23 protein-coding genes and 1 pseudogene are annotated in these 23,328 nt (G+C 59.1%); 11 read left to right on the top strand and 13 right to left on the bottom strand.

Annotation, left to right across the window (positions count from 1 at the left end; translation table 11 throughout):
- Nucleotides 1-185: 185 nt before the first annotated feature.
- Nucleotides 186-1,043 (bottom strand): alpha/beta fold hydrolase, encoded by an 858-nt coding sequence (locus tag AM571_RS31095; protein WP_074064800.1) that lies wholly within the window; start codon nucleotides 1,041-1,043, stop codon nucleotides 186-188.
- 134 nt (nucleotides 1,044-1,177) lie between these two features.
- On the opposite strand from AM571_RS31095, the gene AM571_RS31090 reads away from it, so the two are divergent.
- Together AM571_RS31090 and AM571_RS31085 are read left to right on the top strand one after the other, a co-directional pair.
- Entirely contained in the window at nucleotides 1,178-1,747 is a 570-nt protein-coding gene (locus tag AM571_RS31090; RefSeq protein ID WP_081377250.1) for a TetR/AcrR family transcriptional regulator, read from the top strand.
- Between the two features lie 131 nt (nucleotides 1,748-1,878).
- Nucleotides 1,879-2,676 carry a carbon-nitrogen hydrolase family protein gene (locus tag AM571_RS31085; protein WP_074064799.1) on the top strand — a complete coding sequence of 266 codons (798 nt, stop codon included), beginning with the start codon at nucleotides 1,879-1,881 and terminating at the stop codon, nucleotides 2,674-2,676.
- 113 nt (nucleotides 2,677-2,789) lie between these two features.
- On the opposite strand, the gene AM571_RS31080 is transcribed toward AM571_RS31085, so the two are convergent.
- The 7 genes from AM571_RS31080 to AM571_RS31050 form a co-directional block, all read right to left on the bottom strand.
- Complete coding sequence (locus tag AM571_RS31080; RefSeq protein WP_074064798.1) at nucleotides 2,790-4,388, bottom strand: MFS transporter; 1,599 nt, start codon at nucleotides 4,386-4,388, stop codon at nucleotides 2,790-2,792.
- Entirely contained in the window at nucleotides 4,385-4,828 is a 444-nt protein-coding gene (locus AM571_RS31075) for a DoxX family protein (RefSeq protein WP_074064797.1), read from the bottom strand. Before AM571_RS31075 ends, AM571_RS31080 begins: the two co-directional genes overlap by 4 nt.
- Nucleotides 4,829-4,996: 168 nt before the next feature.
- Entirely contained in the window at nucleotides 4,997-6,979 is a 1,983-nt protein-coding gene (locus AM571_RS31070) for an amidohydrolase (protein ID WP_074064796.1), read from the bottom strand.
- Nucleotides 6,979-7,305 carry a XapX domain-containing protein gene (locus AM571_RS31065; RefSeq protein WP_074064795.1) on the bottom strand — a complete coding sequence of 109 codons (327 nt, stop codon included), beginning with the start codon at nucleotides 7,303-7,305 and terminating at the stop codon, nucleotides 6,979-6,981. Before AM571_RS31065 ends, AM571_RS31070 begins: the two co-directional genes overlap by 1 nt.
- A gap of 27 nt (nucleotides 7,306-7,332) precedes the next feature.
- Nucleotides 7,333-8,028, bottom strand: a complete 696-nt coding sequence (locus tag AM571_RS31060) for a hydrolase (protein WP_074064794.1) — start codon at nucleotides 8,026-8,028, stop codon at nucleotides 7,333-7,335.
- A gap of 233 nt (nucleotides 8,029-8,261) precedes the next feature.
- Complete coding sequence (locus AM571_RS31055; protein WP_074064793.1) at nucleotides 8,262-8,774, bottom strand: nuclear transport factor 2 family protein; 513 nt, start codon at nucleotides 8,772-8,774, stop codon at nucleotides 8,262-8,264.
- A 31-nt stretch (nucleotides 8,775-8,805) separates the two neighbouring features.
- On the bottom strand, nucleotides 8,806-10,284 hold the full coding sequence (locus AM571_RS31050; protein ID WP_074064792.1) for an aldehyde dehydrogenase family protein: 1,479 nt from the start codon (nucleotides 10,282-10,284) through the stop codon (nucleotides 8,806-8,808).
- Nucleotides 10,285-10,786: 502 nt separating this feature from the next.
- Between AM571_RS31050 and AM571_RS31040 the strand changes: the two genes are divergently transcribed.
- Nucleotides 10,787-11,698 carry a LysR family transcriptional regulator gene (locus AM571_RS31040; protein ID WP_081377249.1) on the top strand — a complete coding sequence of 304 codons (912 nt, stop codon included), beginning with the start codon at nucleotides 10,787-10,789 and terminating at the stop codon, nucleotides 11,696-11,698.
- 231 nt (nucleotides 11,699-11,929) lie between these two features.
- On the opposite strand, the gene AM571_RS31035 is transcribed toward AM571_RS31040, so the two are convergent.
- Complete coding sequence (locus tag AM571_RS31035) at nucleotides 11,930-12,394, bottom strand: winged helix-turn-helix transcriptional regulator (RefSeq protein ID WP_074064790.1); 465 nt, start codon at nucleotides 12,392-12,394, stop codon at nucleotides 11,930-11,932.
- 135 nt (nucleotides 12,395-12,529) lie between these two features.
- Between AM571_RS31035 and AM571_RS31030 the strand changes: the two genes are divergently transcribed.
- The 4 genes and pseudogenes from AM571_RS31030 (at nucleotide 12,530) to AM571_RS31015 (ending at nucleotide 15,625) form a co-directional block, all read left to right on the top strand.
- Nucleotides 12,530-13,483 (top strand): NmrA/HSCARG family protein, encoded by a 954-nt coding sequence (locus AM571_RS31030; RefSeq protein ID WP_074064789.1) that lies wholly within the window; start codon nucleotides 12,530-12,532, stop codon nucleotides 13,481-13,483.
- Nucleotides 13,484-13,615: 132 nt separating this feature from the next.
- Nucleotides 13,616-14,014 carry a nuclear transport factor 2 family protein gene (locus AM571_RS31025; RefSeq protein WP_074064788.1) on the top strand — a complete coding sequence of 133 codons (399 nt, stop codon included), beginning with the start codon at nucleotides 13,616-13,618 and terminating at the stop codon, nucleotides 14,012-14,014.
- A gap of 8 nt (nucleotides 14,015-14,022) precedes the next feature.
- Nucleotides 14,023-14,280 (top strand): annotated as a pseudogene (locus tag AM571_RS31020) (SDR family oxidoreductase); the annotation flags it as partial.
- Nucleotides 14,281-14,581: 301 nt separating this feature from the next.
- The gene (locus AM571_RS31015) at nucleotides 14,582-15,625 is read left to right on the top strand and encodes an NAD(P)-dependent alcohol dehydrogenase (RefSeq protein WP_074064787.1); all 1,044 of its coding nucleotides are present in this window, start codon (nucleotides 14,582-14,584) and stop codon (nucleotides 15,623-15,625) included.
- 7 nt (nucleotides 15,626-15,632) lie between these two features.
- On the opposite strand, the gene AM571_RS31010 is transcribed toward AM571_RS31015, so the two are convergent.
- From AM571_RS31010 to AM571_RS31000, 3 genes are all read right to left on the bottom strand, one after another.
- Nucleotides 15,633-17,030, bottom strand: coding sequence for an FAD-containing oxidoreductase (locus tag AM571_RS31010; protein ID WP_074064786.1), 1,398 nt, complete (start codon nucleotides 17,028-17,030; stop codon nucleotides 15,633-15,635).
- A complete protein-coding gene (locus AM571_RS31005) occupies nucleotides 17,027-17,488 on the bottom strand; it encodes a DUF4126 family protein (protein WP_074064785.1) in 462 nt (153 codons plus the stop codon). Before AM571_RS31005 ends, AM571_RS31010 begins: the two co-directional genes overlap by 4 nt.
- Before the next feature lie 255 nt (nucleotides 17,489-17,743).
- Nucleotides 17,744-18,931: an acyl-CoA dehydrogenase gene (locus AM571_RS31000; protein WP_074064784.1), complete on the bottom strand. Its 1,188-nt coding sequence runs from the start codon at nucleotides 18,929-18,931 to the stop codon at nucleotides 17,744-17,746.
- Between the two features lie 161 nt (nucleotides 18,932-19,092).
- Between AM571_RS31000 and AM571_RS30995 the strand changes: the two genes are divergently transcribed.
- Nucleotides 19,093-19,431 carry a cupin domain-containing protein gene (locus tag AM571_RS30995; protein ID WP_074064783.1) on the top strand — a complete coding sequence of 113 codons (339 nt, stop codon included), beginning with the start codon at nucleotides 19,093-19,095 and terminating at the stop codon, nucleotides 19,429-19,431.
- Here AM571_RS30995 and AM571_RS30990 read toward each other — a convergent pair whose 3' ends face one another.
- On the bottom strand, nucleotides 19,432-20,376 hold the full coding sequence (locus tag AM571_RS30990) for a LysR family transcriptional regulator (protein ID WP_074064782.1): 945 nt from the start codon (nucleotides 20,374-20,376) through the stop codon (nucleotides 19,432-19,434).
- 254 nt (nucleotides 20,377-20,630) lie between these two features.
- On the opposite strand from AM571_RS30990, the gene AM571_RS30985 reads away from it, so the two are divergent.
- Genes AM571_RS30985 through AM571_RS30975 form a run of 3 tightly spaced genes read left to right on the top strand, consistent with a single transcriptional unit; the run spans nucleotide 20,631 to nucleotide 23,324 of the window.
- Complete coding sequence (locus AM571_RS30985) at nucleotides 20,631-21,836, top strand: ABC transporter substrate-binding protein (protein WP_074064781.1); 1,206 nt, start codon at nucleotides 20,631-20,633, stop codon at nucleotides 21,834-21,836.
- Between the two features lie 4 nt (nucleotides 21,837-21,840).
- Entirely contained in the window at nucleotides 21,841-22,623 is a 783-nt protein-coding gene (locus AM571_RS30980) for an ABC transporter ATP-binding protein (RefSeq protein ID WP_074064780.1), read from the top strand.
- Nucleotides 22,623-23,324: an ABC transporter ATP-binding protein gene (locus AM571_RS30975; RefSeq protein WP_074064779.1), complete on the top strand. Its 702-nt coding sequence runs from the start codon at nucleotides 22,623-22,625 to the stop codon at nucleotides 23,322-23,324. The genes AM571_RS30980 and AM571_RS30975 overlap by 1 nt, the downstream gene beginning before the upstream one ends.
- The last annotated feature ends 4 nt before the right edge of the window (nucleotides 23,325-23,328 follow it).

Genomic DNA, 23,328 nt, shown 5'->3' with positions numbered 1-23,328 from the left:
GAACAATATTTCGTGGAGCTTGCTGGCATCCTGTAGGTGCGCGACGCGCAAAACTCTGTTGCGTGAGCTGGAACGCTGGGACTGGTTCATAAAACCCGTACCTGTCTCCCCCGCGAAGCTTCACCCATTGTTTCCTTTTCAGTGATCCTGGAGCCAAACTCGACCACGAGACTGTCGTATTGAGCTTAGACGTGTCTGATCAGGAAGCTCCGGATGAACTGAGCGATCTCATCAGCATGTGTTTCCAAAGCGAAATGGCCGGTATCGAGCAGATGGACCTCCGCGGCGGGCAGGTCACGCTTATAGGCGTCGGCACCCGCCGGTACGAATGCTGGATCGTGTCTGCCCCAGACCGCCAGGAACGGTGGTTGGTGATCCCGGAAATACGCCTGAAACTCTTCATACCGGTCGATGTTTGTTCTGTAGTCGAGGATTAGATCCAGTTGAATGTCTTCCGCGCCAGGCCGCGACATGAACGCGGTATCAAGCTGGTAACCATCGGGCGAAAGACGCTCTTTTGATGCCCCGGTGCGGTATTGCCATTTCTCGATCACCTCAGGCGAGAGGGATGCCCTACATGCCTCCCTGTTTTCGGCGGAGGGGTCACGCCAATAGGCCTCCCACGCCGTCCATTCATCGCTGAACCCTTCCGTGTAAGCGTTGCCATTTTGGCTGATTAAGGCGGTGATCCGCTCTGGATTGGCCGTCGCCATCCTGAACCCGACCGGTGCGCCGTAGTCGAACACGTAAAGTGCATAGCGGCTGAGGCCGAGCGCCTCTGTGAACCCAGTCACGACAGCGGCGAGGTTATCGAATGTGTAAGCAAACTCCCCACGTGGAGGTGTGATCGTTCGACCGAACCCGGGAAGGTCTGGTGCGATGACGCGGTACCGATCTGCCAACAGCGGGATCAGATCACGGAACATGTGGCTGGATGACGGAAAACCGTGGAGCAGGAGTAGGACCGGCGCTTCCTTTGAACCGGCCTCTCTGTAGAAAACCTCGATGTCTCTAACCTTTTGCGTTTTGTAGCTTACGACCATTTTGGAACTCCTTCTCAAAGGTCTGGGCAAACCAACAGTCGACGGATGGATGTAAAATACGACCGAACGGTCGGTTGTCAACCTTTCAAGGTTCCTGTATCAAGTGTCGTAGAACCTCAGCTCGGAGAAGACGTATGAAAGTCATGAGAGAAACGATCGTATCGACTGCGAGGGAATTGTTTCGATCAAGAGGGTATGCTGGCGCGTCGATGAACGACCTCGCGGACGCCGTGGGCCTGAAGAAATCATCGCTATACGTCCGCTTTCCCAACAAGGAAGCTCTCGTTCCGGCGGTCCTGGATCTCACCTTGCAAGAGACATTCGGTCAAAAAGACCTAGGATCAAGGCAATGGGACGCCGAGTTCGTCGAGGTCATAGAACTGATTGCAACCACTCTCACCGATCGCGGGCGATGCGTAGGCCTGCATCTTGCTTATGGCACGAGTGACGAGACCCCGATTGCCAAGGATGCAGTCCGAGCCTTTTTTCAAGCGCATCGCGATTATCTGTCCAGCATCTTGTCCCGCGCGATGCCTGTCGATGTAGCTCGAGACATTGCGACAGACACGTTAGCCCGTTTGGAAGGTGCCACGGCTTTTGTTGCGATATTCGGGGAGAAGGATGCCATGAAAAGGGCCGTTCGCCTTTCCATTGCTGAAGCCCAAAAGGCAGCCGCCGCGAATTCACTTTCTAGCCCATCCTAAGCAATGCCAGTCACGGTGATCCGCTACCTCATTGAGAATACCGGGCCGTCCAGCGGGAAGCTCATGGCAGCCCAGGAACTCTGACCTGCTACGCCAAGCACTAATCTCAATCTCTTGAGTTGGAGGAAATAATGCCTGTTTGTGCTTACGTCGAGATGACGGATGGCTTGCAGCCGCATGGAGCGGCGTGGGACCAATTTGCCCAGGCTCTTGCCAAGCGCCGGCCCGATATACTGGTGATGAATGAGATGCCCTTCGGCCAGTGGCTGGCTCGAAAGGAGGATTTTGCCATGGAGGACGCACGGCAAAGTGTTGAGATCCACGAAGCTGGAACTGCTGCTCTCGCCGCACTGAACATTCCGGCTGTTATAACAAGTCGCCCAATGCTGCTCGCCGACCGTCTTGTCAATGAGGCGATCGTCATCGAGAACGGCCAGGTTCGCCCCCTGCATACGAAGACATACCTTCCGCAGGAGCCCGGTTGGTCCGAGGTGTCCTGGTTCAGTCGAGGCGATGGGCGCTTCAACATCCAGAATATTTGCGGGCTAGGCGTAGGCGTCCTCTTGTGCACCGAACTCATGTTCAACGAACATGCCAGACAATATGGCCGACGGGGAGCCGATTTGATTGCCGTTCCTCGAGCGACCGGTTCTTCCCACGAAAGCTGGATAACTGCCGGCAAGATGGCCTCAATCGTCTCTGGGAGTTATGTCGTCAGTTCGAACAGAATTGGGCAATCTGGGGATGGTCCACGCTTCGGCGGAGGCGGCTTCGCCATCACTCCCGGGGGCGGTCTGGTTGGGCGGACTGAAGCCAGTTCGGCCGTCATGCTCATTGACATTGACGCGCAGGTCTCTGCCCGCCAGCGGCAGGAGTATCCCTGTTACGTGGACGAACTGCATGACGCTGTCGGCATCGAGGTCCCCTGATATCGATATTTAGTTGTCAAAAAACTCAGTCACCGTAGTTCTCGGCAGGACTGCCACTACGTTGCACTGCAATGGACTCGATCCTGCCTGTTCCTCTTAAAGACGGCTTCGGATCAGGTTTTGCCGGGCCGGTTGATCGCCAGGAAATGGCGCACGACCGGCTTGCCGGGTCCTTTGTGATAGGTCAGAAGCTTGCCCTGCAGATCGGCATCGGCATTCGAGACCCGCCTGTGCTGGCGCAGGTGCTCGGCCCAAGATTCGACCATGAACCATTCGACCATCTTTTGCGGATCGGCGCTGTCCTCGGTCACGCCCCATCCATAGGCGCCATCGCGTCGTCTTTCGTGCGAGAGCCGATCGATCGCATGGAGAAACGCCGTGCGATTGTGCTTTTCGACATGGTATTCGATGAGAATGAGGACCGGGCCGCGATCATGGCCGACCGGTTCCGCAACAAGCGGTTCGGGCCAATGGTTGGACGGCACCATGTCCGCATCGCCGGCCGGCAGTTTCAGCCGGTGCATGACGATGCCGGCGACAGCTAGGCCGGCGGCGCTGATCAGCAGCGTACCGGATAGGCCGGCGGCCTCGCCGACCGCGCCCCAGCCGATACTGCCCGCCGTCATCGCGCCGTTGAAGACGGTCAGATAGACGGCAAGCCCGCGCCCGCGCACCCAATTGGGAAGGACGGCCTGCGCAGTGCCGTTGAGCGTCGTCAGTGCCGTGATCCATGCAGCTCCTAGGAACAGGAGAGCGACGATGGCGATCCATTTCGGCGGGGCAAGCGACAGGGTGGCCATGACGGCCGCAGCGGTCAGCGCAGCACCAAGCAGAAGCCCGTCGGGGCTCAACCGTTCGCGCAGCTTCGGCATGACGAAGGCTCCACCGATCGCGCCGGCCCCGACGGCGCCGAGCAGGATACCGTAGAAGCTCGCATCCCCACCAAGCATTTGTCGGGCAACGAGCGGCAGGAGAGCCCAGACGGCGCTGGCGAAGGCAAAGAAGACTGCCGCGCGCAGCAGCACGACATGCAGCGGTCGGCTGGCGCGGGTGTATCGCAGGCCGGCCCGGAAGGCGCCGAAGAAACCTTCGGCCAGCGCATCATCGGTTTTGCTCGCCCTCGGCCACCAGATCAGTGCGGCGATGACCACGAGATAGCTCGCGACATCGACGCCATAGGTCACGCCCGCTCCCAAAGCGGCGAGCAGCAGCCCGCCGGCCGCAGGGCCGATCGACCGGGCTATGTTGATGCCGAGCGAATTGAGTGCGATGGCGCTTTTGACATCCTCGCGCTTAACCAGTTCCGGCACGATTGCCTGCCAGGTCGGCCCCATCAGCGCGGCGCCGACGCCGCCAAGGAAGGTGAGCCCGATCAGGGCGCCGACCGAGAGCATTCCCGTCTGCGCCAGGATCATCAGCGTGATGCTGACGGAGGCCAGAAGGAGTTGCACCGCGATCAGGAACTTGCGGCGGTCAAGGATATCGGTCAGCACCCCGGCGGGGATGGCCAGCAGGAAGATCGGTAGGGTTCCCGCCGCCTGGACCATCGCTACGGCGGCGGGTGAGGCGGAGAGATCCGTCATCAGCCAGGAACTCGCAACGTCGCGCATGAAGCTTCCGGTATTGCCGAGCACCGTCGCTGCCCAGAGCACGGCGAAGACCGGCTGGGCGAGCGGCGCGAAACTTCCCCCCGGGGGGCTTGCCGGGCTCATGCGCCCGCACCTTTCTCTAGATCGAAGGCGGCCACGAGAATAAAGGCGCCGGCGAGCCCGACATGCTCGAAAAAGGCATTGGTGGCCATCATGCGCTCCATGCCCGGTGCCATTTCCCAGAAACGGAGGGCAATAAAGGTTGCGAGGAGCGTGAAGCCGGACAGGGCAAGCGCGCCTGCCCAGCGCAGGATGCCGGACACCACCATGGCAGAGGCGACGAGTTCGAAGACGATGACGGAGACAGCGAAGAATGGCGCCGGGTGCAGGCCGAAATGCGTCATCTCGGCCAATGCGCCGTAGAAATCTAGGATCTTGGTAATCGGACCCTGGATATAAGCGGCGCAGAGGGCGAGCAGTGCCAGCGTGCGGATCGGCGAAGCGGAAACGAGCCGGGCGGTCAACGAGCCCAGGCGCCTTGCGGATGGAAGGTTATCGGTCATCTGTGCGTCTCTCAAAGTGACCTGCCCGACCGGGTCGTCGGTGTCAGGAGGGGCAACCGCCGATAAACCGGCTTGGACGAGCAACTGAAAATCGAAGATGCAATTCTATCGGAGTTGGTCGATCAGGGATGGGCAGCGATCGCCGCTGCCCATCCGGTTCTCGCCGGATCACACCGCCCAGCAGGAGCAGCCGAGAGCGCCGAAGAAACCCTTCAGGTCCGCGACCGGCAGTTTCGAGGTCCAGGCACCGGCATGATCGTGGCCATGGACGCCGCAATCGCTGGCGCAGCCGCATGTCGAGATCGCCGTTCGGCGTAGCGAGTTGCGGCCGGCGCCGTCGGGTTCGCCCCAGGCGGCATAACCGCCGAATGTACGCACCGGAGACCAGTCTGGCATCGCGGGCGGCACGTTGTTCTCGTCCAGCGCCCTGAAATCACCGGCGCCGTAGACGACCTTGCCGCCGACCATGGTGAGATCCGACGTGAGGAAAGAGATCTCGTCCTCGGGGCAGGAAAAGAAGTCCTTGTCCGGCACGATCAGATCGGCGAACTGGCCTTTCTCGATGCGTCCCTTCTTGCCTTCCTCGTTGGAAAACCAAGTGACCTTATCCGTCCACATCCTGAGCGCCGTCTCGCGGTCGAGGCAGTTGGCGCGCGGATAAAGCTGCATGCCGCCGATGGTCTTGCCGGTGATCATCCATGACAGCGAGACCCATGGATTGTAGGAGGCGACGCGGGTCGCGTCGGTTCCGGCAGAGACATTGACGCCCTTGTCCAGCATCTTACGGATCGGCGGGGTCGCTTCGGCAACACCATGGCCATAGCGCTCGACGAAATACTCGCCCTGGAAGGCCATGCGATGCTGGGTGGCGATGCCGCCGCCGAGCGCCGCGATCCGATCGATCGAACGATCCGAGATCGTTTCCGCATGATCGAAGAACCAGTTCAGTCCCTGGAAGGGGATATCCCTGCTGACCTTTTCAAAGACGTCGAGCGCGCGCGAAATCGTTTCGTCATAGGTGGCGTGCAGACGCCAGGGCCAGCGGTTTTCGGCAAGGATGCGGACGACGCCCTCAAGCTCGCCCTCCATTTCGGGCCGCAAGTCGGGCCGCGGTTGACGGAAGTCTTCAAAATCTGCAGCCGAGGCCACCAGGTTCTCCCCCGCACCATTGTGGCGGAAATAGTCGTTGCCCTGCTTGTATTTGACCGACGACGTCCAGTTGAGGAAGTCCTCCTTTTCCTGCTTCGCCTTCTGCGTAAAGAGATTGTAGGCGAGGCGTACCGTCATCTGATTTTCATCGGAGAGCTTCTGGATGACCTGGTAGTCGTCCGGGTAGTTCTGGAAGCCACCGCCGGCGTCAATAACGCCCGTCACGCCAAGCCGGTTGAGCTCGCGCATGAAGTGCCGGGTGGAGTTGACCTGATAGTCGAGCGGCAGTTTTGGCCCCTTTGCCAGTGTTGCATAGAGAATGGTGGCATTGGGTGTAGCGATCAGCATGCCAGTGGGATTGCCGTTGGCATCGCGAGTGATCTCGCCGCCCGGCGGGTTCGGAGTATCCCGCGTGTAGCCGACAGCACGCAGAGCTGCGCCATTGAGCAATGCGCGGTCGTAGAGATGCAATAGGAAGACTGGCGTGTCAGGCGCGACAGCGTTGATCTCCTCGAGCATCGGCAGTCGCTTTTCGACGAACTGATGCTCGGTGAAGCCGCCGATCACGCGGACCCATTGCGGCGCTGGCGTAATCGCCACCTGTCGCTTCAGCATGTCCATGGCGTCGGCTAGTGACCGGACACCGTCCCAGCGCAGCTCCATGTTGTAGTTCAGGCCGCCGCGAACGACGTGGGTATGGTTGTCGATCAGACCGGGCAGCACGCGCTTGCCCTTGAGATCGATGATTTTGGTCTCGGGACCGGCAAGACGCATGATGTCCCCATCCACGCCCACCTCGAGAAAGAAACCATCCATGATGGCAACGGCGGTTGGGCTCGGGTTGGTTCGATCGAGCGTGGTTAGCTGTCCGTTGTGCAGGATGATATCAGGATGCATCTTACTAGCCCCGGTTCTCACGGGATCGGCGGCATGGGCCGATGAGAAGAGCGATGGAAAGGCGAGGCTGGATGCTGCGCCGAGAAGGGTTCTGCGTGTAGGCATCAGATTTTCTCCTTTGCGGGCGGTATCTGGCGACCGGCGATCTCGGCGCTGCCATGATTGCCCTTCGGCAGATGGCCGAACATGTGGGGCTTGATGTCGTTGAGCCACGAGATGGCTGCGGGTTGCCTGCCCCAGATTGTTTTCGCAAGCGGGACGATCTGCTCGCCGACGAGAATGCCGAGCGGCCCCACCAGCGCGATGACCGGCGGCGCCGGCGAGCGGACATTGAGCAGGCTATAGACGACGCCGACGAGCAGCCCAGCGCCAAGCGACAGAAGTAGAGTTTCACGGCAAAGCTCCTCCGGCGGCGGAAACCGCTCCGACAGGGACTATCGGAGCGGTGCGATCAGGCCTTACCGTGCAGCCGGGTTCGGGCCGATCCGCTTGCCGTGCTTGACGCGCTCAGCGCCGCCATGGACGTGAGTGACGGCGTAGTCGATGCCCATGCCGTAAGCGCCGGAATGTTCGCGCACCAGCGACGTGACGGCGTCGTAGGTTTCCTTGCGCGCCCAGTCGCGCTGCCATTCGAGCAGCACCTGCTGCCAGGTCACCGGGATCACACCGGCTTGCACCATGCGATCCATGGCGTATTTGTGCGCGTCGAGCGAGGTGCCGCCCGAAGCGTCTGCGACCATGTAGATCTCGTAATCCGGCACATCGTGGAGTGCGGAAAGCGCGAAGGTGATATTGCATACCTCAGTCCAGAGGCCCGCCACGACGATCTTCCTGCGGCCATCGGCAGCATTCTTCGCCAGCGCATCGCGCACATTCTGATCATCCCACGAGTTCATCGAGGTCCGCTCGAGGATGTCGTGTTCCGGGTAGACGGCAAGCAGCTCAGGAAAGGTGTTGCCGGAAAAGCTGTCCGTCTCGACTGTCGTAATCGTCGTCGGAATGTCGAAGATCTTCGCAGCCTTGGCAAGGCCGACGACATTGTTCTTCAGCGTTTGACGATCGATCGACTGGACGCCAAACGCCATTTGCGGCTGTTGATCAATGAAAATAAGCTGAGAGTTTGATGGAGTTAGCACCTGTAGATAATTTGCCATCTGGATATCCTTGCATTCAGCCACGGCGAAAGGCGCCGCCCAGCCTAAGTGGCCATCGGTTGAGAGAAAGCTGCTCGGCAAGAACCTAGGCAGCAATTCGGATCAGGATTGTTTTCTTCGGCGCTGCATTCCGAAAACTGGCCGAAGTTTCGTGAGCTCGCCTTCCGAATACTTCCCACTCAAAAACCTATCTTATCGAGTGAGTGATCGATGCGGGCGAGGCGGACTTACCTTCAGACGGTGATTTCGGACCCGTCTGGGCTCGCTTTAATGGAATACTCGCCGCCATCTCTGAAACTGCGGACGGTTGCGAAAGTATCTTCCATAAACTGCACGTAGGACAACTTGCCGTTCTCGCCGCGCGCCAGAACCGAGAAGGGCGACGTCACCGTTTTACCCAAAACGTTTGATGTGTAGGTGAATGTGCCGAAGATCGCCGCGCCGTTCTTATTTTCGAAACTGTCCTGGATTTCGAAGTTGTCTGTCGTCCAGTAACGGCCGACATCGATGAAAGTCTGAACCAGCCCTTCGGTACCTTCGTTGGTACCTGCCCAAGGCATGATCCGTTTCAGCTCCGGGTGCTCATAGTTCAGCGAAACATAAATGAAATCGTCCGTCGTGAATTGTTTGACGAACTCCAGGTCGGTCGGGTTCGACAAGATCGACTGCAACACCCCCAAAGGCGATGTCGGCGACGCTGGTTCTGCTTTCGATAACTTCTTCTCGGCGTTCGTATCGGTAGACATGGTTATTCCTCCTTTTGAGTGACTTTGGGTGTCAGCGATGCGTCAAGCCCGGCTTGAGCGCGATATGCTTGTGTTCAATGAAATCGTCGAGCGCAGCCAGACCGTTCAGGCGGCCAAGGCCAGACTGCTTGAACCCGCCCTCTTCGGTACCGTCGTAAACTTTCGCCCAGTCATTGATCCACACTGAGCCCGCCTCGAGCGCCTGCGCAACGCGCAAGGATCGATCGACATCGCGTGTCCAAATGCTGGCCGACAGTCCGTACTCATTGTCGTTGGCAAGCCGGATCGCTTCCGCCTCGTCAGCGAACCTCTGAATCGTCAGCACCGGACCAAAAGTCTCCTCTTGGACGATAGCGAGACTGTTGTCGGAAACTTCCAGAAGCGCCGGACGGAAGAAGGCGCCGTCCGCAAGCGGACCAACATTGATGGGACCGCCACGCTCGACGACCTTCGCCCCGGCTGCGATAGCGGCCTCGACAACACCATCGACCCGCTCGACGTTGGCGCGGTCGATCAAAGGCCCCATGTCGCTGGAGAGGTCGGCGGCGGGGCCGACCTTGACGTTGCGCAACCTCTCCGCCAAGCCGTCGCGAACGGCCTCGTATTTGCCATTCTGCACGAGCATGCGGGAGCCCGTCATACAAAACTGGCCGCTGAAGACTGTTAGTGCCTTTTCCAGGACCGGCAAAGCGGCATCGAGGTCTGCATCGTCAAAGACGATCATCGGCGTCTTGCCGCCGAGTTCCATGCCGAAACGCTTGAGATACCTTGCGCCAGTGCTGCTGATGGCTCGGCCGGTACGGGTGGATCCTGTGAAACTGACGACCGGAACCTCCGGCGAGTCCACGAGATAGGCAGAGCCTTCAGGCCCGCTCTCGAAGAACAGATTGATCACGCCGTTCGGAAGATCTTCTGCTTCAGCCATTATCTCCGCCATAACGCTTGCAGTCTGTGCGACTTGCGCCGGAAGCTTGATGACCGTGGTGCAACCAGCAGCAAGCGCTGGAGCCAGCGAGCGGATAGTCAGAATAACCGGAGAGTTCCAAGGGGCGATAACTGCGGCGACCCCCATCGGTTGCCGAAGGATCAGGGAAATGCTCCCCGGCTTGGGTGTCATCGCCCGTCCGCCTTCGACCAGAGCAGTTGCGGCCGAATAGCGAAGCTTACTCGCAACCATGTCCAACTCGAACGCGGCTTCTGCCTTCACCTTGCCGTTCTCCAACGACAGAATCTCGAGCAGTCTGTCGCGATTGCGCTCAAAAGCGCACGCTAGTTGGTCGAGCACACGCGCCCGTAGTTCGTGATCGTGCGCCCACAAAGTCTCACGAAAGGCTTTTGAGGCTGCTGCCACGGCAAATTTCGCGGCCTCAAGGCCGTAGTCGGGATAGTGGCCGATTACGTTGTAAGTCGCCGGGTCGATGGATCGCTTCAACTCACCTTCTTGGCACTGGGATCCGTTGATCCAATTGAAGGCTTTCCGGCTCGTTGCGCTGTCGGGAGTCATCGTCATATCTCTGGATCCTTCGACTTTTGAGTGATCGTCCAAGACGGACGAGGTTAGAGCCGGCTTCTCGATTGCCACCGCACAATTTCCTTTTCGATTTTCCCGACAATCGTCCTCACTGCGGGCTGGCTAATGTTTGTAACAATCGGCACGATCAAGAGCGTTGCGCCCAAAACACGCAGTGGCGTTGGCCAGTTCTGCGTACGGTCGCCCACAAGCCAGATAACCAGAAGGACGCTCGGGTAGACGGCGAGCCAATCCATCACGGTCGTTTTCAAGCGTTCCAAGATCACCTGCCGCAACCGGGTCATTGCTTGCTTGATCCGTTATTCGGCGCGTGAGATGATCAACGATGGGGGAACGTGTGCGTGAGTGAAATACAAGATTACTTCCTCCCAAAGCTTAGCTCGGCACTCTGGAGGCGGTTGCCCCAGCGTTTGCTGTTCAGATATTGGAGGATCGCAGCAGTTGACGGAATAGGGGTACTCGTCGCATCATACCGGCCATAATGTCGTCAATCGTCTCCATAGAGTCCCTCAGCGGCCTTGTCGCATTTTCAGTCGCCGTCGAAACCGGAAGTTTTGCGGCTGCGGGAAGGAAGCTCGGCCTATCCGCATCGGCCGTGGGCAAAGCGGTAGAGCGCCTTGAAGCGCGTCTAGGTCTGCGGTTGTTAAACCGTACGACCAGGTCGCTGGCCGTGACCGGCGAAGGTGACATCCTGTACCGATACGTCACCCGTATCGTGAAAGAACTGCAAGATGCTGAGCAAGAGCTTCATCTGGTCCAGAAGGCGCCCCGAGGTCGCCTCAAGGTGAGCGTGCCCACAGTGTTAGGTCGCAAGATCGTCATGCCGGCGCTCCTTGATTTTCGAACCCGGTTTCCAGAGGTGACGACCGAAATCAGCCTCGATGACGTGAAGGTTGATATCATCGAGGGCGGATATGACGTGGTGCTGCGACTTGGAGAGCTGGACGACTCAACCTTACGCGCACGAAGGATCGGACCACATACATTCACAACATGCGCCTCACCTGGATATCTTGCCCACCGCGGCATTCCGCAAAGTCCAGCCGATCTCCATAGTCACTGCTGTATATACTATCGTTTTCCAACCACCGGCCGGCCAGAGGTTTGGGCGTTCAGGAATTCACCCCAAGCAACGCCAATCAAGCCGTCTACGATATTGAACGACGGCGAGGCACTTGCATCGGCCGCACTGGGTGGATTAGGAATCATTCAGGTGCCGAGCTATCTCGTGAGCGATGACATTGCGGCGGGGCGTCTCAAAGCCGTTCTCGCAGATTACACGGGCGAACGTGGCAGCGTTTCGCTCGTCTGGCCCCCTATGTCGGCAAGAGCGCCTAAAGTTCGCGCTTTCATTGATTTCATGGCCGAGCACATTTCTCAAAAACTTTATTAAGGAAACACTCAAGATCTGTCGTCCTTCCCAAAAGACAATTTGCGGTTTGGATGATGTTCGCAGAATCGGTCACGTGAGAAATGCGCTTCAATCAAATCGCTTAGCCGCTGAAGTGCACGGGCCGAAGGTTCGTATCTGGTTCGTATCTGTTCAAGGCGATTGAGGTCTGGCGAAGCGTACAGTCGCCGGCACCAGCCTGTAGGAGCGAACGCACCGCGACAAGTCCGCAAATCATGGCCCCTCAGTGAGAGGTGGCTCATCTGTAGCCGAGGTCCAGCGATTAGGCCCGCCCGCCAAAACCCGCTTCTGAGACCGAGGTCTGCAGTTTCCGATGTCGCAGGGAATACCATGCAACGCCTGAAGTCTCTCGCCCCATTCGCACATGCTGACGAGCAATGGCTCCAATGATAGCCCGAGTTCCGTGAGTTCGTATTCTACCCTGGGCGGCACCTCCGGATAGATAGTCCGGCTAATAATGCCGTCGGCCTCCAACTCCCGCAATTGAAGCGTGATCATTCGTGGCGTCGCAGCAGGAGTGAGACGACAGATTGCGTTAAATCTCATTTTGCCATCGAGCAAATGAAACAAGATGACGGGCTTCCAGACGCCACCAACAACCGAGATCGTCGCCTCGACAGCGCATCCCGTTTTCGTTGCTGCGCGACGTGTCCGCTTTAGGGGGGCACTATCATTCATGATACTACATGCGCTCTTTGTACGTACTTATCGAGCAAGCAGCTTATCCTTATGTAGTTCGCATGGAAAGACGGATGCACCAAAGCCAGCGTGCCTGTTTCCAATGGCTGAACCTACACAAGGAACTGAGTTTTGATGCCTCAAAAACAAAAACCGCTTATTTCGGTTGTCGGCGCAACTAGCAAGCAGGGCCGCAGCGTTGCGGCGACGCTTCTTAAAAGCAATCAATATCGAGTCCGCGCACTGACCAGAACCCGCGATTCTGCAGGATCCCGCAGTCTGGCGGAACTAGGGGCAGAAATTGTGGTGGCGCCCCTCAGTCTCGGCCATGAGAAGGAACTCGTTGCGGCATTTCACGGTGCCGACGGTGCCTATCTGATGACCCCCCAGCTCGTACCGCAAGACAATGCCGAATTTGCGCTTGGCAAACAGATTGCCGATGCGGCAGTCGAGGCAGGCGTGAGCCACATCGTTTTTTCGACTTTGGACAATGTCGACAAAATTACCACGGGAACGAAATTCACGCCGCACTTCACTGACAAGGCACTGGTTGCTGACTACATTCGCACGTTGCCCGTTACGCATTCGTTCGTGTCGCTTGCGTTTTTCTACACGAACCTGCTCGAATATTACGTTCCCCAGATGCAAGGGGACACGCTCCTTATGCCAATCTACCTTCCGGAAGACTTTCGTGCACCGTTTGTCGATCCGACGACGGCGACGGGACCAGCTGTGCTCTCTGTATTGTCTGACCCGGACACGTTCAAGGGTAAGACACTTCCGATCGTGGGTGACATCATTTCGCCTCGCGAGATGGTTGAAACCTTTCAGCGAGTAACGGGCATCAAGGCCGAATACCGCAGCGCCTTCAAGCGCGAGGACCTCCTGCATTTCTTTCCTGGCTTCGGCGCCAACGATCTCCTTGTGCAGGAGCTAATCGGAATGGTCGAATATGCCGTAGAATATGGTTACTTTGGCAAGGAACACGATCTGGAATGGAGCCGGCGCTTGGACCCGGAAACGCTCTCCTGGGAAAAGTTCATTCAAACCTCGGGCTGGCGCGGTGGTAAGCATCAGTTTGGCCCTTGACGAACCTTGATGCCCAACATGGGGGGATCTTATCCCGCCTAAATCAAAAAGTTCGGCCCTCCCGCAATTCCCTCCGGCGGCCGGCCTTTGCTTAAACTCAGAAATCAGCTCCAACCAATATTGGGAAACGAAATGAGCGTTGAAGACAACAAGCGCGTCGTGCGCGAGTTCTGCGACCACTTCAGGAAGTCCAATGCCGACGGTCTGATCGATGTGATGACAGACGATGCGACCTGGTGGGTCAACGGCAAGCCGCATCTCTTTCCGTCGTCGGGCACGAAAACTAAAGAGGAGGCCGCAAAGATGTTCCGTAACATGCTTTCAGCCTATACCGACGGCCTCGATATGCAGATCGTCAGCATCATCGGCGAAGGCGACATCGTGGCGGCCGAAACTCGTTCACACGCTACGACCAGAACCGGGAAAGTATACGAAAACGAGTACGCGCTCCTTTTCACCATCAGGGGCGGCAAGATCGCGAAGGTGCGCGAATACACCGACTTGCTTCACGTCCTGGAAGTGTTCGGGTGATCAAGCCTGTCGCCGGCTTCAACCGCAGTCTCGTGCGTGACCTTGGGCCTAAGGGGATCACCGTTAACACCGTCCATCCTGGTCCAACGGACACCGATATGAACCCCGATGGAGGTCCGGTCTCGAGGATCGTCGGTCCCGGCATGGCGATCGGCCGCTACGGCAAAGATTATGAGATCGCAAGCGTCGTCGCCTACCCCGCGAGCCCGGAAGCAGCCTTCGTGACAGGCGCCGACATCGTCGCCGATGGCGGCTTCACGGCGTGATCCGATCAGCCTCATCTTGATCTTAAGGAAGAAAAGATGTCCACCGGCGTCATCGGTGCCGGCAATATGGGTGCGGCCTTCGCCCGCGCGCTTGTGCGATCGAGCATCCATCGCCGGCAGGTTTGCACAGGTCCCGGGCAGCCGCTACCTGCGCCCAACCTGGTCGGGATTAACTGAGCAAATCATCACATCGCGAGCAAAAGCCTCGTTATTCTGTTGCTCTGTTGGCCTGGTGGGTCGTATAGTCGGTCAAACGACGTCCAGGTGAACCGGACGAACTATCAGGGAAGGAAACCGACTTATGGCCAAAGTCCGTGCGCTGGTACTGGAGCGTCAGCATGAGCTTGCCCTTCGCGAAATTGATCTACCGCTGCAAACCGGACCGGGACAGGTGAAGATCAAGATCCACACCGTCGGCGTGTGCGGTTCGGACGTGCATTATTACACCCACGGCAGGATTGGGCCATTTGTCGTCCGTGAGCCGATGGTGCTTGGGCACGAAGCGGCCGGTACAGTGGTCGAAGTCGGTGAAGGCGTGGCACATCTGAAGGCCGGCGACCGCGTCTGCATGGAACCCGGCATTCCCGATCCGAACTCCAAGGCAAGCCGGCTTGGCATGTACAATGTCGATCCTGCCGTCACCTTCTGGGCGACGCCCCCGGTTCACGGAGTCCTGACGCCAGAAGTGGTTCATCGCGCCAACTACACCTACAAGCTTCCGGACAATGTCAGCTTTGCCGAAGGCGCGATGGTCGAACCATTTGCGGTCGGCATGCAGGCCGCGGCCAAAGCAAAAATCGCACCCGGCGACACGGCCGTCGTTCTCGGCGCCGGCCCGATCGGTACGATGGTGGCGATTGCGGCGCTAGCCGGAGGCTGTGCCCGGGCGATTGTTGCCGATCTCGCCCAGCCGAAGCTCGACATCGCCGCGCAGTATCAGGGCGTCATTCCGGTCAACATCCGCGAGAAAAATCTCGTCGACGAAGTGAGCCGCCTGACCGCCGACTGGGGCGCAGACGTGATCTTCGAGTGCTCCGGGTCGCCAAAGGCTTGGGAAACGATCATGGATCTGGTGCGCCCGGGAGGGGTCATCGTTGCCGTCGGCCTGCCGGTGGATCCCGTCGGCTTCGACATTTCGACGGCTTCGACCAAGGAGGTTCGCATCGAAACGGTCTTCCGCTACGCGCACCAGTACGAGCGATCGATCGCGCTCCTCGGCTCCGGCCGCGTCGACCTCAAGCCGCTGATTTCGGGGGTCTTCCAGTTCGAGGATTCGATCAAGGCTTTCGATCGTGCCGTCGAAGCGCGGCCGACGGATGTCAAGCTGCAGATCGTGATGGAATAAGAGCCTCTCAACTTCTTTCCGGGGCAGAAGGAAATTTCTCAACCGCCTTTAAATCTCCCAGCACCGTCGGAATCAGTTCCGAGACGGTCGGATGGATCGGCACCGACCATTGCAGGGCAGGGTAGGTCGTTCCGGCATTCATGGCATCGATGATGCCGTGGATTGCCTCGTCGCCTTCGATGCCAAGGATTGCGGCACCGAGAATTCGCTTGCTTTCGACCTCGGCGACGATCTTCATGAATCCCATGGTCTCGCCTCGTTCGCTGGCACGACCGACGCGGCTCATCGGGCGGGACGAGACCATGATGTTTTTGCCGGAAGCGCGCGCTTCCTTCTCCGTCATGCCGACGCGGCCGAGTGGCGGATCGATATAAAGTGCATAGGCGGGAATGCGGCTGCTCACCTTGCGATCGCCACCATCAATCAGGTTGGCTGCGGCGATCTCGAAATCATTATAGGACGTATGCGTAAAGGCTCCGCGGCCGTTGCAGTCGCCGAGCGCGAAGATGCCCTCGACATTGGTCATCAGCCTGTCGTCCACCGTAATGTAGCCGCGCTTGTCCGTCAAAACGCCGGCGGCATCGAGGCCGAGATCGTCGGTGTTCGGCCTGCGGCCGGTTGCAATCAGCACATGACTTGCCTCGATCACCGGCTTGCCGTCGCCGGTGCTGACGGCAACAACATCGCCATTCTTTGCGAATGCGATACGATCTGCCTGAGTGTGAACTGCAATACCTTCGGCGCCGAGTATCTGCGCGATTGCATCGGAGATATCCTCGTCTTCGCGGGAGGCAAGCTTCGGCCCGCGTTCGATGATTGTGACTTCGGCGCCGAAGCGACGGTACATCTGCGCGAATTCGAGACCGATATAGCTGCCGCCTATGACGGCCAGGTGGCGTGGCAGCGTGTCGAGGTGGATGATCGACGTGCTTGTGAGATAGTCGATGTCCTCGATACCGGGAAAATCCGGAATGACCGGGCGAGCACCGACATTCAGAAAGATTTGCGGCGCCGACAGCATCTCGCCGTTGACCATGACTGTCTTCGGACCGGCAAATCTGGCCTGGCCGTAGATCACGTCCATCGTATCCATGCTGCCAAGCCAGCTGATCAGGCCGTTGCGGGCGTTCATGGTAACGGTTTCGGCGCGCTGGCGCACGATCATCATGTCGATCTCGATCTTGCCAGCGATCTTCACGCCGTAATCGCCGCCGCGGCGCGCGACATGGGCGGCCCGGGCACTGGCGACCAGGGTCTTCGTCGGCATGCAGCCGGCATTGACGCAGGTACCGCCAAGAAATTTTCGCTCGATCAGCGCTACGTTCATGCCCTTTTCGGACATGCGGGCGGCGAGGAAGGGGCCGGACTGACCGGCTCCGATAAAGATCGCGTCGTAACTTTTCATGGCACGGCCACCAAGATCAACAGCGCGCCGCCGATGGCGACACCATCTTCGATAAGTGCCGCCGGCAAATCCTTGCCGAAACCCTTCGCAAGCTTGCCGCGGATAAAGGCACCGCCGAGCGTTCCGACAACGGCACCGACGATGCCCGCAATGAGCCCCGCTGTCAGGGAACCATCCGAAGCGCCGATCGTTGCGCCTGCCAATGCACCCATGATCAAACGGGCGCCGAACTGCATCGGCACCTTGCGGCTTGGCGTTGTCGGCAATTGGTCGGTGATCATTTCGACGGCGGCAAGCACCGTGAAAATCCACGGCGTCCACCGGTAGCCCATAAAGGCGAGAGATGTTTGAGAAACGTTGAACCCGCCAAGTGCGGCGCCCCAGGCAACGGCGGCGGGCGCAGTCATGGCCCTGAGGCCGGCAATAATTCCGATCGAAAATGCAAGGAATAGAAGCATATGAGAAACCCCTTCCCCTATTGGTGCTGTATCGGCGACGGCAGCGTTGCACAATCTCCATACGGTTGCAATTGACGCCCCGGCCCATTTTCGAATGCGGAGCTGAGCTTCGATTGGATAAGGATCTTGCATGTCCGATCACGATCGGCATTGCCTCAAGGGGCAGGCTCGGTGCCACTTAAGGGCAACGATGCGCTCGGGCATCGCGGGAAATCTTGTTGCTTCGGTTGCCTCTCGCCGCCGCCGGGCGGAACGCTAATTCGCGAAGGCCTGTATTCCCGTGATGGCGCGGCCGAGGATGAGGGCGTGGATGTCATGCGTACCCTCGTAGGTATTGACGACCTCGAGATTGACGAGGTGGCGGGCGACGCCGAACTCATCGGAGATGCCATTGCCGCCGAGCATGTCGCGGGCGGTGCGCGCAATGTCGAGTGCCTTGCCGCAGGAGTTGCGTTTGAGGATTGAGGTGAGTTCCACCGGCGGACGGCCCTCTTCCATCATGCGGCCGAGCCTCAGGCAGCCCTGCAGGCCGAGCGCGATCTCACTTACCATGTCTGCTAGCTTTTTCTGGATCAACTGATTGGCGGCAAGCGGCCGGTTGAACTGCCTGCGATCGAGGGTGTATTGCCGGGCCGTCGCATAACAGGCTTCGGCCGCACCGAGCGCTCCCCAGGCAATGCCGAAACGGGCGGAATTCAGGCAGGTAAACGGCCCCTTCAGACCGGTCACATCGGGCAGCAGGTTTTCCTCCGGCACGAAAACATTGTCGAGCACGATCTCGCCGGTGATCGAGGCGCGCAGACCCACTTTGCCGTGGATGGCCGGCGCCGTCAGGCCCTTCCAGCCCTTTTCCAGGACAAAACCGCGGATCACGCCGTCCTCAGTCTTGGCCCAGACAATGAAGACATCGGCGATCGGCGCATTGGTGATCCAGGTCTTGGACCCGGTTAGGCTATAGCCGCCATCGACCCTTTTGGCTCGCGTCGCCATCGATCCGGGATCGGAGCCGTGATCCGGTTCGGTGAGCCCAAAGCAGCCGATCCATTCGCCGGTTGCAAGCTTTGGCAGATATTTCTGTTTCTGCGCCTGCGAGCCGAACGCCTCGATCGGCACCATGACGAGGGACGACTGCACGCTCATCATCGAGCGGTAGCCGCTATCGACGCGCTCGACTTCGCGGGCAATCAGGCCGTAGGCCACATAACCCAAGCCTGCTCCGCCGTATTCCGATGCGATCGTCGCACCGAGCAGGCCAAGTTCGCCCATTTCGCGGAAGATCGCCGGATCTGTCCTTTCGCTGCGGAATGCATCGAGCACCCGGGGAGCGAGCTTTTCCTGCGCATAGGCGTTTGCCGTGTCCTGCACCATGCGCTCCTCGTCGCTCAGCTGTTCCACCAGCCGGAAGGGATCGGCCCAGTCGAAGGTTTCGCGGGTATGCTGCATGACGGCGTCTCCTCACCGGTCTTCAGGCAAGCCTGATCAAGCCCGCGATAAACCCGGGCAGCTTCAGCGTCAATTGGAAGGAATATACCGTTGCGCCCTTTTCAAACAGACCCCAATGCTCCAACTTGCCGCCCGATGGGAATCGAAGTGGGGAGTTGAACATGACATCGAGTGGTCTTTTCGTGCATGCCGAAGGCGCTGACTGGATCAGTCCGGAGCCGGGGGTTACCCGCCGGATCATGGTCTACCTGCCCGAGATGATGATGGTTGAAGTCGCCTTCGAAAAAGATGCAATCGGTGCTGCGCATTCGCACCCGCACATCCAGGCGAGCTATGTTGCCGAAGGCAGCTTTGCGGTCACCATCGACGGGAAGACGGAAGTGCTGAAAGAAGGCGGCAGCTTCATCGTGCCGCCCGACCTCGTTCACGGCGTCAAGGCATTGGAGAAGGGGCGGCTGATCGACACCTTCGCGCCGCACCGCGCCGAATTCCTGAAATAGTCATCCGGGCCTTCGCCCGGAATGGATTGCGGCCGCAAACGGCGGGATGAAACGTGCGTCTTCGCCTTTCACGGCCTCCCGCAGAAAGTCGATAACGGCTCGCACGCGCGGCGCTTGTCTCATATCCTGATGACAAGTGACCCAGTAGTTGCGGCAGAGATCCACTTCATCCGGCAGTACGCGCACGAGTTCAGGATAAAGGCTTGCGAAGAAGTAGGGAAGCACGCAAAGCCCCAGGCCGTTTCGCGTCGCCGTCAGCTGCGCAAAGATACTGGAACTTTGGAACTGCGGCTTGATGCGCGGATGCACGTCGCCAAGATAGTCAAGCCCCGGCGCGAAGATCATCTCCTCGATATAGCTGATGAAGGGATGGTTCAGCAGATCGTCGCGGCAGGTGACCGGCGGGCTCTTGGCAAGATAATCCCGCGAGCCGTAAACCTGCAGATGGTAGTCCGTCAGCTTTTCGGAAAAATACGGGCCGCCCTTCGGCTCGTCCAAGACGACGGTAATGTCCGCTTCCTTGCGCGACAGGGACATGATCTGCTGGATCGTCACAAGCTCAAGCGACAGATGCGGATGGAGAGCTGCAAATTTCGGCAGCACGCTCGCAAAGAAGAAATTCGCAAAACCCTCCGGCGCACTCAATCGCACGACGCCGCGCTGCGTCATCGACCCTGCGGCAAGGTCGGCTCGCAGGCGTTCGGTCTCCTGTTCCATTTTTTCAGCGGTGTCCACGAAGCGCGTACCCATCGCAGTCAGCACGTAGCCGCGCGCGTTGCGCTCGAAAAGCTTGACCTTCAGGGAAAATTCAAGCCGGTCGATGCGTCGCGAGACGGTGGCGTGGCTGCTGCGCAGCTGCCTTGCGGCCGTCGATAGCTGGCCGGTGCGCGCCACGGCTAGAAAAAACTGAAGATCGTCCCAAGTAAATTGCGGAAGATTGCTCATGCAGCGTCGCGCCGTCCAATCTGGGTCTCTGGTCTCATCGCCGATCGCTGCCCAAGAATGGAAAGCGCCCTAGCGTGTCGGTTTCAACCTTCTGTTCAGAAATGAACAGATACTGTTTGTAATTAGCTGTAAACCACCGGTTGCCTCAAGGCCGATTTTCCTTGATCGTAGGCGAAGCGCCGGCTGACTTGAGGAGAGCGGCTGGCCAATTTTGAACAGACGCGCGATCTGGCCATCTCTGGGAGGAGAGACATATGCGAAAGAATCTCATTGCGTCCGTGGCATTCCTGCTTGCCAGCGGCACCGCCGTACTCGCCGATGGAGCTTCCGACGGCAAGGTGAAGATCGGCATCCTCAACGACCAATCCGGCGTCTATGCCGATTTCGGTGGTAAATCGTCCGTTGAAGCCGCCCAGATGGCCGTCGAAGATTTCGGAGGTAAAGTGCTCGACTCTCCAATCGAGATCGTCGACGCCGACCATCAGAACAAGCCGGACATTGCATCGAACATCGCCCGGCAGTGGTACGACACCGAGCAGGTCGACGCTATCATGGAACTGACGACGTCGTCGGTTGCGCTTGCTGTCCAGGCAATTGGCAAAGAAAAGAAGAAGATCGACATCGTCACGGGTGCCGCGACGACGGATCTGACGGGCAAGGCCTGTTCGCCCTACGGCTTCCATTGGGCCTATGATACGCATGCCCTTGCCGTCGGCACCGGTGGCGCACTTGTGAAGCAGGGTGGCGACAGCTGGTTCTTCCTGACGGCGGACTATGCCTTTGGCTATTCGCTGGAACAGCAGACGAGTGATTTCGTAAAGGCCAATGGCGGCAATGTCATCGGCTCCGTCCGGCATCCGCTCGCCAGCCAGGATTTTTCGTCTTTCCTGCTGCAGGCCCAGTCTTCCGGCGCCAAGGTCGTCGGTCTTGCCAATGCAGGCCTCGACACGTCGAACGCAATCAAGCAGGCGGCCGAGTTCGGCATCACGCAGGGCGGCCAGCGCCTGGCGGCGTTGCTCTTCACGCTCGCTGACGTCCATGGCCTTGGCCTCGAAGCCGCTCAAGGCTTGACGCTTACGGAAGGTTATTACTGGAACCGTGACGACGAGAGCCGCGCTTTCGGAAAGAAATTCTTCGATCGCACCGGCAAGATGCCAAACATGATCCACGCCGGAACCTATTCCGCCGTGCTTCAGTACCTGAAGGCAATCCAGAAGGCCGGAACAGACGATACGGATGCCGTCGCCAAGCAACTCCATGAAATGCCGGTCGACGACGTTTTCGGCCGCGGTGGCACCGTCGGCCCGAACGGCCGCATGATCCATGACATGTATCTCCTGCAGGTGAAAAAGCCGGACGAGAGCAAGGAGGCCTGGGACTACTTCGACGTTCTCGCCACCATCCCCGGCAAGGACGCCTACATCGATCCCGCCAAGAGCGGCTGCGATCTGGTGAAATAAGCTCATGGCGGTTCCCGCAACAGAGACGAATGCAACGCCGCGGGTGGTACTCTCCGCCCGCGGCCTTCGCCGGGATTTCGGTGGCTTCACGGCCGTCAAAAATGTCGATCTCGACGTCTATGATGCCAGCGTCCATGCCCTCATCGGACCGAATGGCGCGGGCAAGACGACGGTCTTCAACCTGCTGACCAAGTTTCTGCAGCCGACGCACGGCACGATCACGCTGATGGGGACGGATATCACCAGGACATCGCCGGACAAGGTGGCGCGCATGGGGCTGGTGCGTTCCTTCCAGATTTCGGCGGTCTTCCCGCACCTGTCGGTGCTCGACAATGTGCGTGTCGCCCTGCAGCGTCCGAACAATCTCTCCACGCAGTTCTGGCGGCCGGTGTCTGCACTCGATCGCCTGAACGACCGCGCCGAAGAATTGCTGGCAAATGTCGGCCTTTCCAAGGAGCGCGACCATATTGCCGCTGATCTTTCCTACGGCCGCAAGCGCGTACTGGAGATCGCAACGACGCTTGCGCTCGATCCGAAGGTTCTGCTTCTCGACGAGCCGATGGCCGGTATGGGGCAGGAGGACGTCAGCGTCGTTTCGGCCATCATCCGCGAGGTTGCGCGCGTGCGGGCGGTACTGATGGTCGAACACAATCTTTCTGTCGTTGCCGATATCTGCCAGCAGGTGACCGTACTTCAGCGCGGCGAGATCCTCGCGGAGGGCGATTACGCCTCCGTCAGCCAGGATCCACGCGTCCGCGAGGCCTATATGGGCACGGAGGAAAGTTGATGGTTGCCCTGCTGGAAGTTCGAGGCCTCAATGCCTGGTACGGCGAAAGCCATATTCTGCACGGCGTCGACATGTATGTCGGCGAAGGCGAAACCGTCACTATCCTCGGCCGCAACGGCGTCGGCAAGACAACGACGCTTCGCACGATCACCGGCATCGTGCGGGCCCGCAGGGGCAAGATTAGCTTCGCCGGAGCGGATATGATGCAGGTGCCGCTGCACAAGACGGCACACAAGGGCATCGGCTTCGTGCCTGAGGAGCGCGGCATCTTTTCGACACTGAGCGTGTCGGAAAACCTGCTCTTGCCACCGGTCGTGGCCGAAGGCGGCATGAATCTCGACGAGATCTACGAACTTTTCCCGAATCTTTACGAGCGCCGCGCGAGCGCCGGGACCAAGCTTTCCGGTGGCGAGCAGCAGATGCTGGCGATCGCTCGTGTCCTGCGCACCGGAGTCAAGATGCTGCTGCTCGACGAGCCCACCGAGGGGCTTGCGCCCGTCATCGTCCAACGTATCGGTGAGGTCCTGCGGAAGCTGAAGGAGCGCGGCATGACCATACTGCTCGTCGAACAGAATTTCCGCTTTGCAAGCCGCATTGCAGACCGCTTCTATCTGATGGACCATGGCCAGATGGTGACCGAGTTCCCGGTCGGCGAATTGCCGCAGCGGATGGATACGCTGCACAGTGTGCTGGGAGTGTGATGCC

It is taken from the genome of Rhizobium etli 8C-3 (genome assembly GCF_001908375.1).
In the GTDB taxonomy this organism is placed as follows: Bacteria; Pseudomonadota; Alphaproteobacteria; order Rhizobiales; family Rhizobiaceae; genus Rhizobium; species Rhizobium etli_B.
Note: the sequence above shows the minus strand (reverse complement) of the source record. Positions and strands in the feature narration are given on the sequence as shown.

Bases quoted from the DNA above. Each gene is read 5' to 3' on its own strand.
- AM571_RS30975 (WP_074064779.1), top strand. From the start codon at position 22,623: ATGGTTGCCCTGCTGGAAGTTCGAGGCCTCAATGCCTGGTACGGCGAA.
- AM571_RS31030 (WP_074064789.1), top strand. From the start codon at position 12,530: ATGCCTCAAAAACAAAAACCGCTTATTTCGGTTGTCGGCGCAACTAGC.
- AM571_RS31000 (WP_074064784.1), bottom strand. From the start codon at position 18,931: ATGCAGCATACCCGCGAAACCTTCGACTGGGCCGATCCCTTCCGGCTG.
- AM571_RS31070 (WP_074064796.1), bottom strand. From the start codon at position 6,979: ATGCCTACACGCAGAACCCTTCTCGGCGCAGCATCCAGCCTCGCCTTT.
- AM571_RS30990 (WP_074064782.1), bottom strand. From the start codon at position 20,376: ATGAGCAATCTTCCGCAATTTACTTGGGACGATCTTCAGTTTTTTCTA.
- AM571_RS30995 (WP_074064783.1), top strand. From the start codon at position 19,093: ATGACATCGAGTGGTCTTTTCGTGCATGCCGAAGGCGCTGACTGGATC.
- AM571_RS31040 (WP_081377249.1), top strand. From the start codon at position 10,787: ATGTCGTCAATCGTCTCCATAGAGTCCCTCAGCGGCCTTGTCGCATTT.
- AM571_RS31005 (WP_074064785.1), bottom strand. From the start codon at position 17,488: ATGCTTCTATTCCTTGCATTTTCGATCGGAATTATTGCCGGCCTCAGG.
- AM571_RS31035 (WP_074064790.1), bottom strand. From the start codon at position 12,394: ATGAATGATAGTGCCCCCCTAAAGCGGACACGTCGCGCAGCAACGAAA.
- AM571_RS31015 (WP_074064787.1), top strand. From the start codon at position 14,582: ATGGCCAAAGTCCGTGCGCTGGTACTGGAGCGTCAGCATGAGCTTGCC.
- AM571_RS31085 (WP_074064799.1), top strand. From the start codon at position 1,879: ATGCCTGTTTGTGCTTACGTCGAGATGACGGATGGCTTGCAGCCGCAT.
- AM571_RS31080 (WP_074064798.1), bottom strand. From the start codon at position 4,388: ATGAGCCCGGCAAGCCCCCCGGGGGGAAGTTTCGCGCCGCTCGCCCAG.
- AM571_RS31055 (WP_074064793.1), bottom strand. From the start codon at position 8,774: ATGTCTACCGATACGAACGCCGAGAAGAAGTTATCGAAAGCAGAACCA.
- AM571_RS31075 (WP_074064797.1), bottom strand. From the start codon at position 4,828: ATGACCGATAACCTTCCATCCGCAAGGCGCCTGGGCTCGTTGACCGCC.
- AM571_RS31010 (WP_074064786.1), bottom strand. From the start codon at position 17,030: ATGAAAAGTTACGACGCGATCTTTATCGGAGCCGGTCAGTCCGGCCCC.
- AM571_RS30985 (WP_074064781.1), top strand. From the start codon at position 20,631: ATGCGAAAGAATCTCATTGCGTCCGTGGCATTCCTGCTTGCCAGCGGC.
- AM571_RS31025 (WP_074064788.1), top strand. From the start codon at position 13,616: ATGAGCGTTGAAGACAACAAGCGCGTCGTGCGCGAGTTCTGCGACCAC.
- AM571_RS31095 (WP_074064800.1), bottom strand. From the start codon at position 1,043: ATGGTCGTAAGCTACAAAACGCAAAAGGTTAGAGACATCGAGGTTTTC.
- AM571_RS31050 (WP_074064792.1), bottom strand. From the start codon at position 10,284: ATGACGATGACTCCCGACAGCGCAACGAGCCGGAAAGCCTTCAATTGG.
- AM571_RS31090 (WP_081377250.1), top strand. From the start codon at position 1,178: ATGAAAGTCATGAGAGAAACGATCGTATCGACTGCGAGGGAATTGTTT.
- AM571_RS30980 (WP_074064780.1), top strand. From the start codon at position 21,841: ATGGCGGTTCCCGCAACAGAGACGAATGCAACGCCGCGGGTGGTACTC.
- AM571_RS31060 (WP_074064794.1), bottom strand. From the start codon at position 8,028: ATGGCAAATTATCTACAGGTGCTAACTCCATCAAACTCTCAGCTTATT.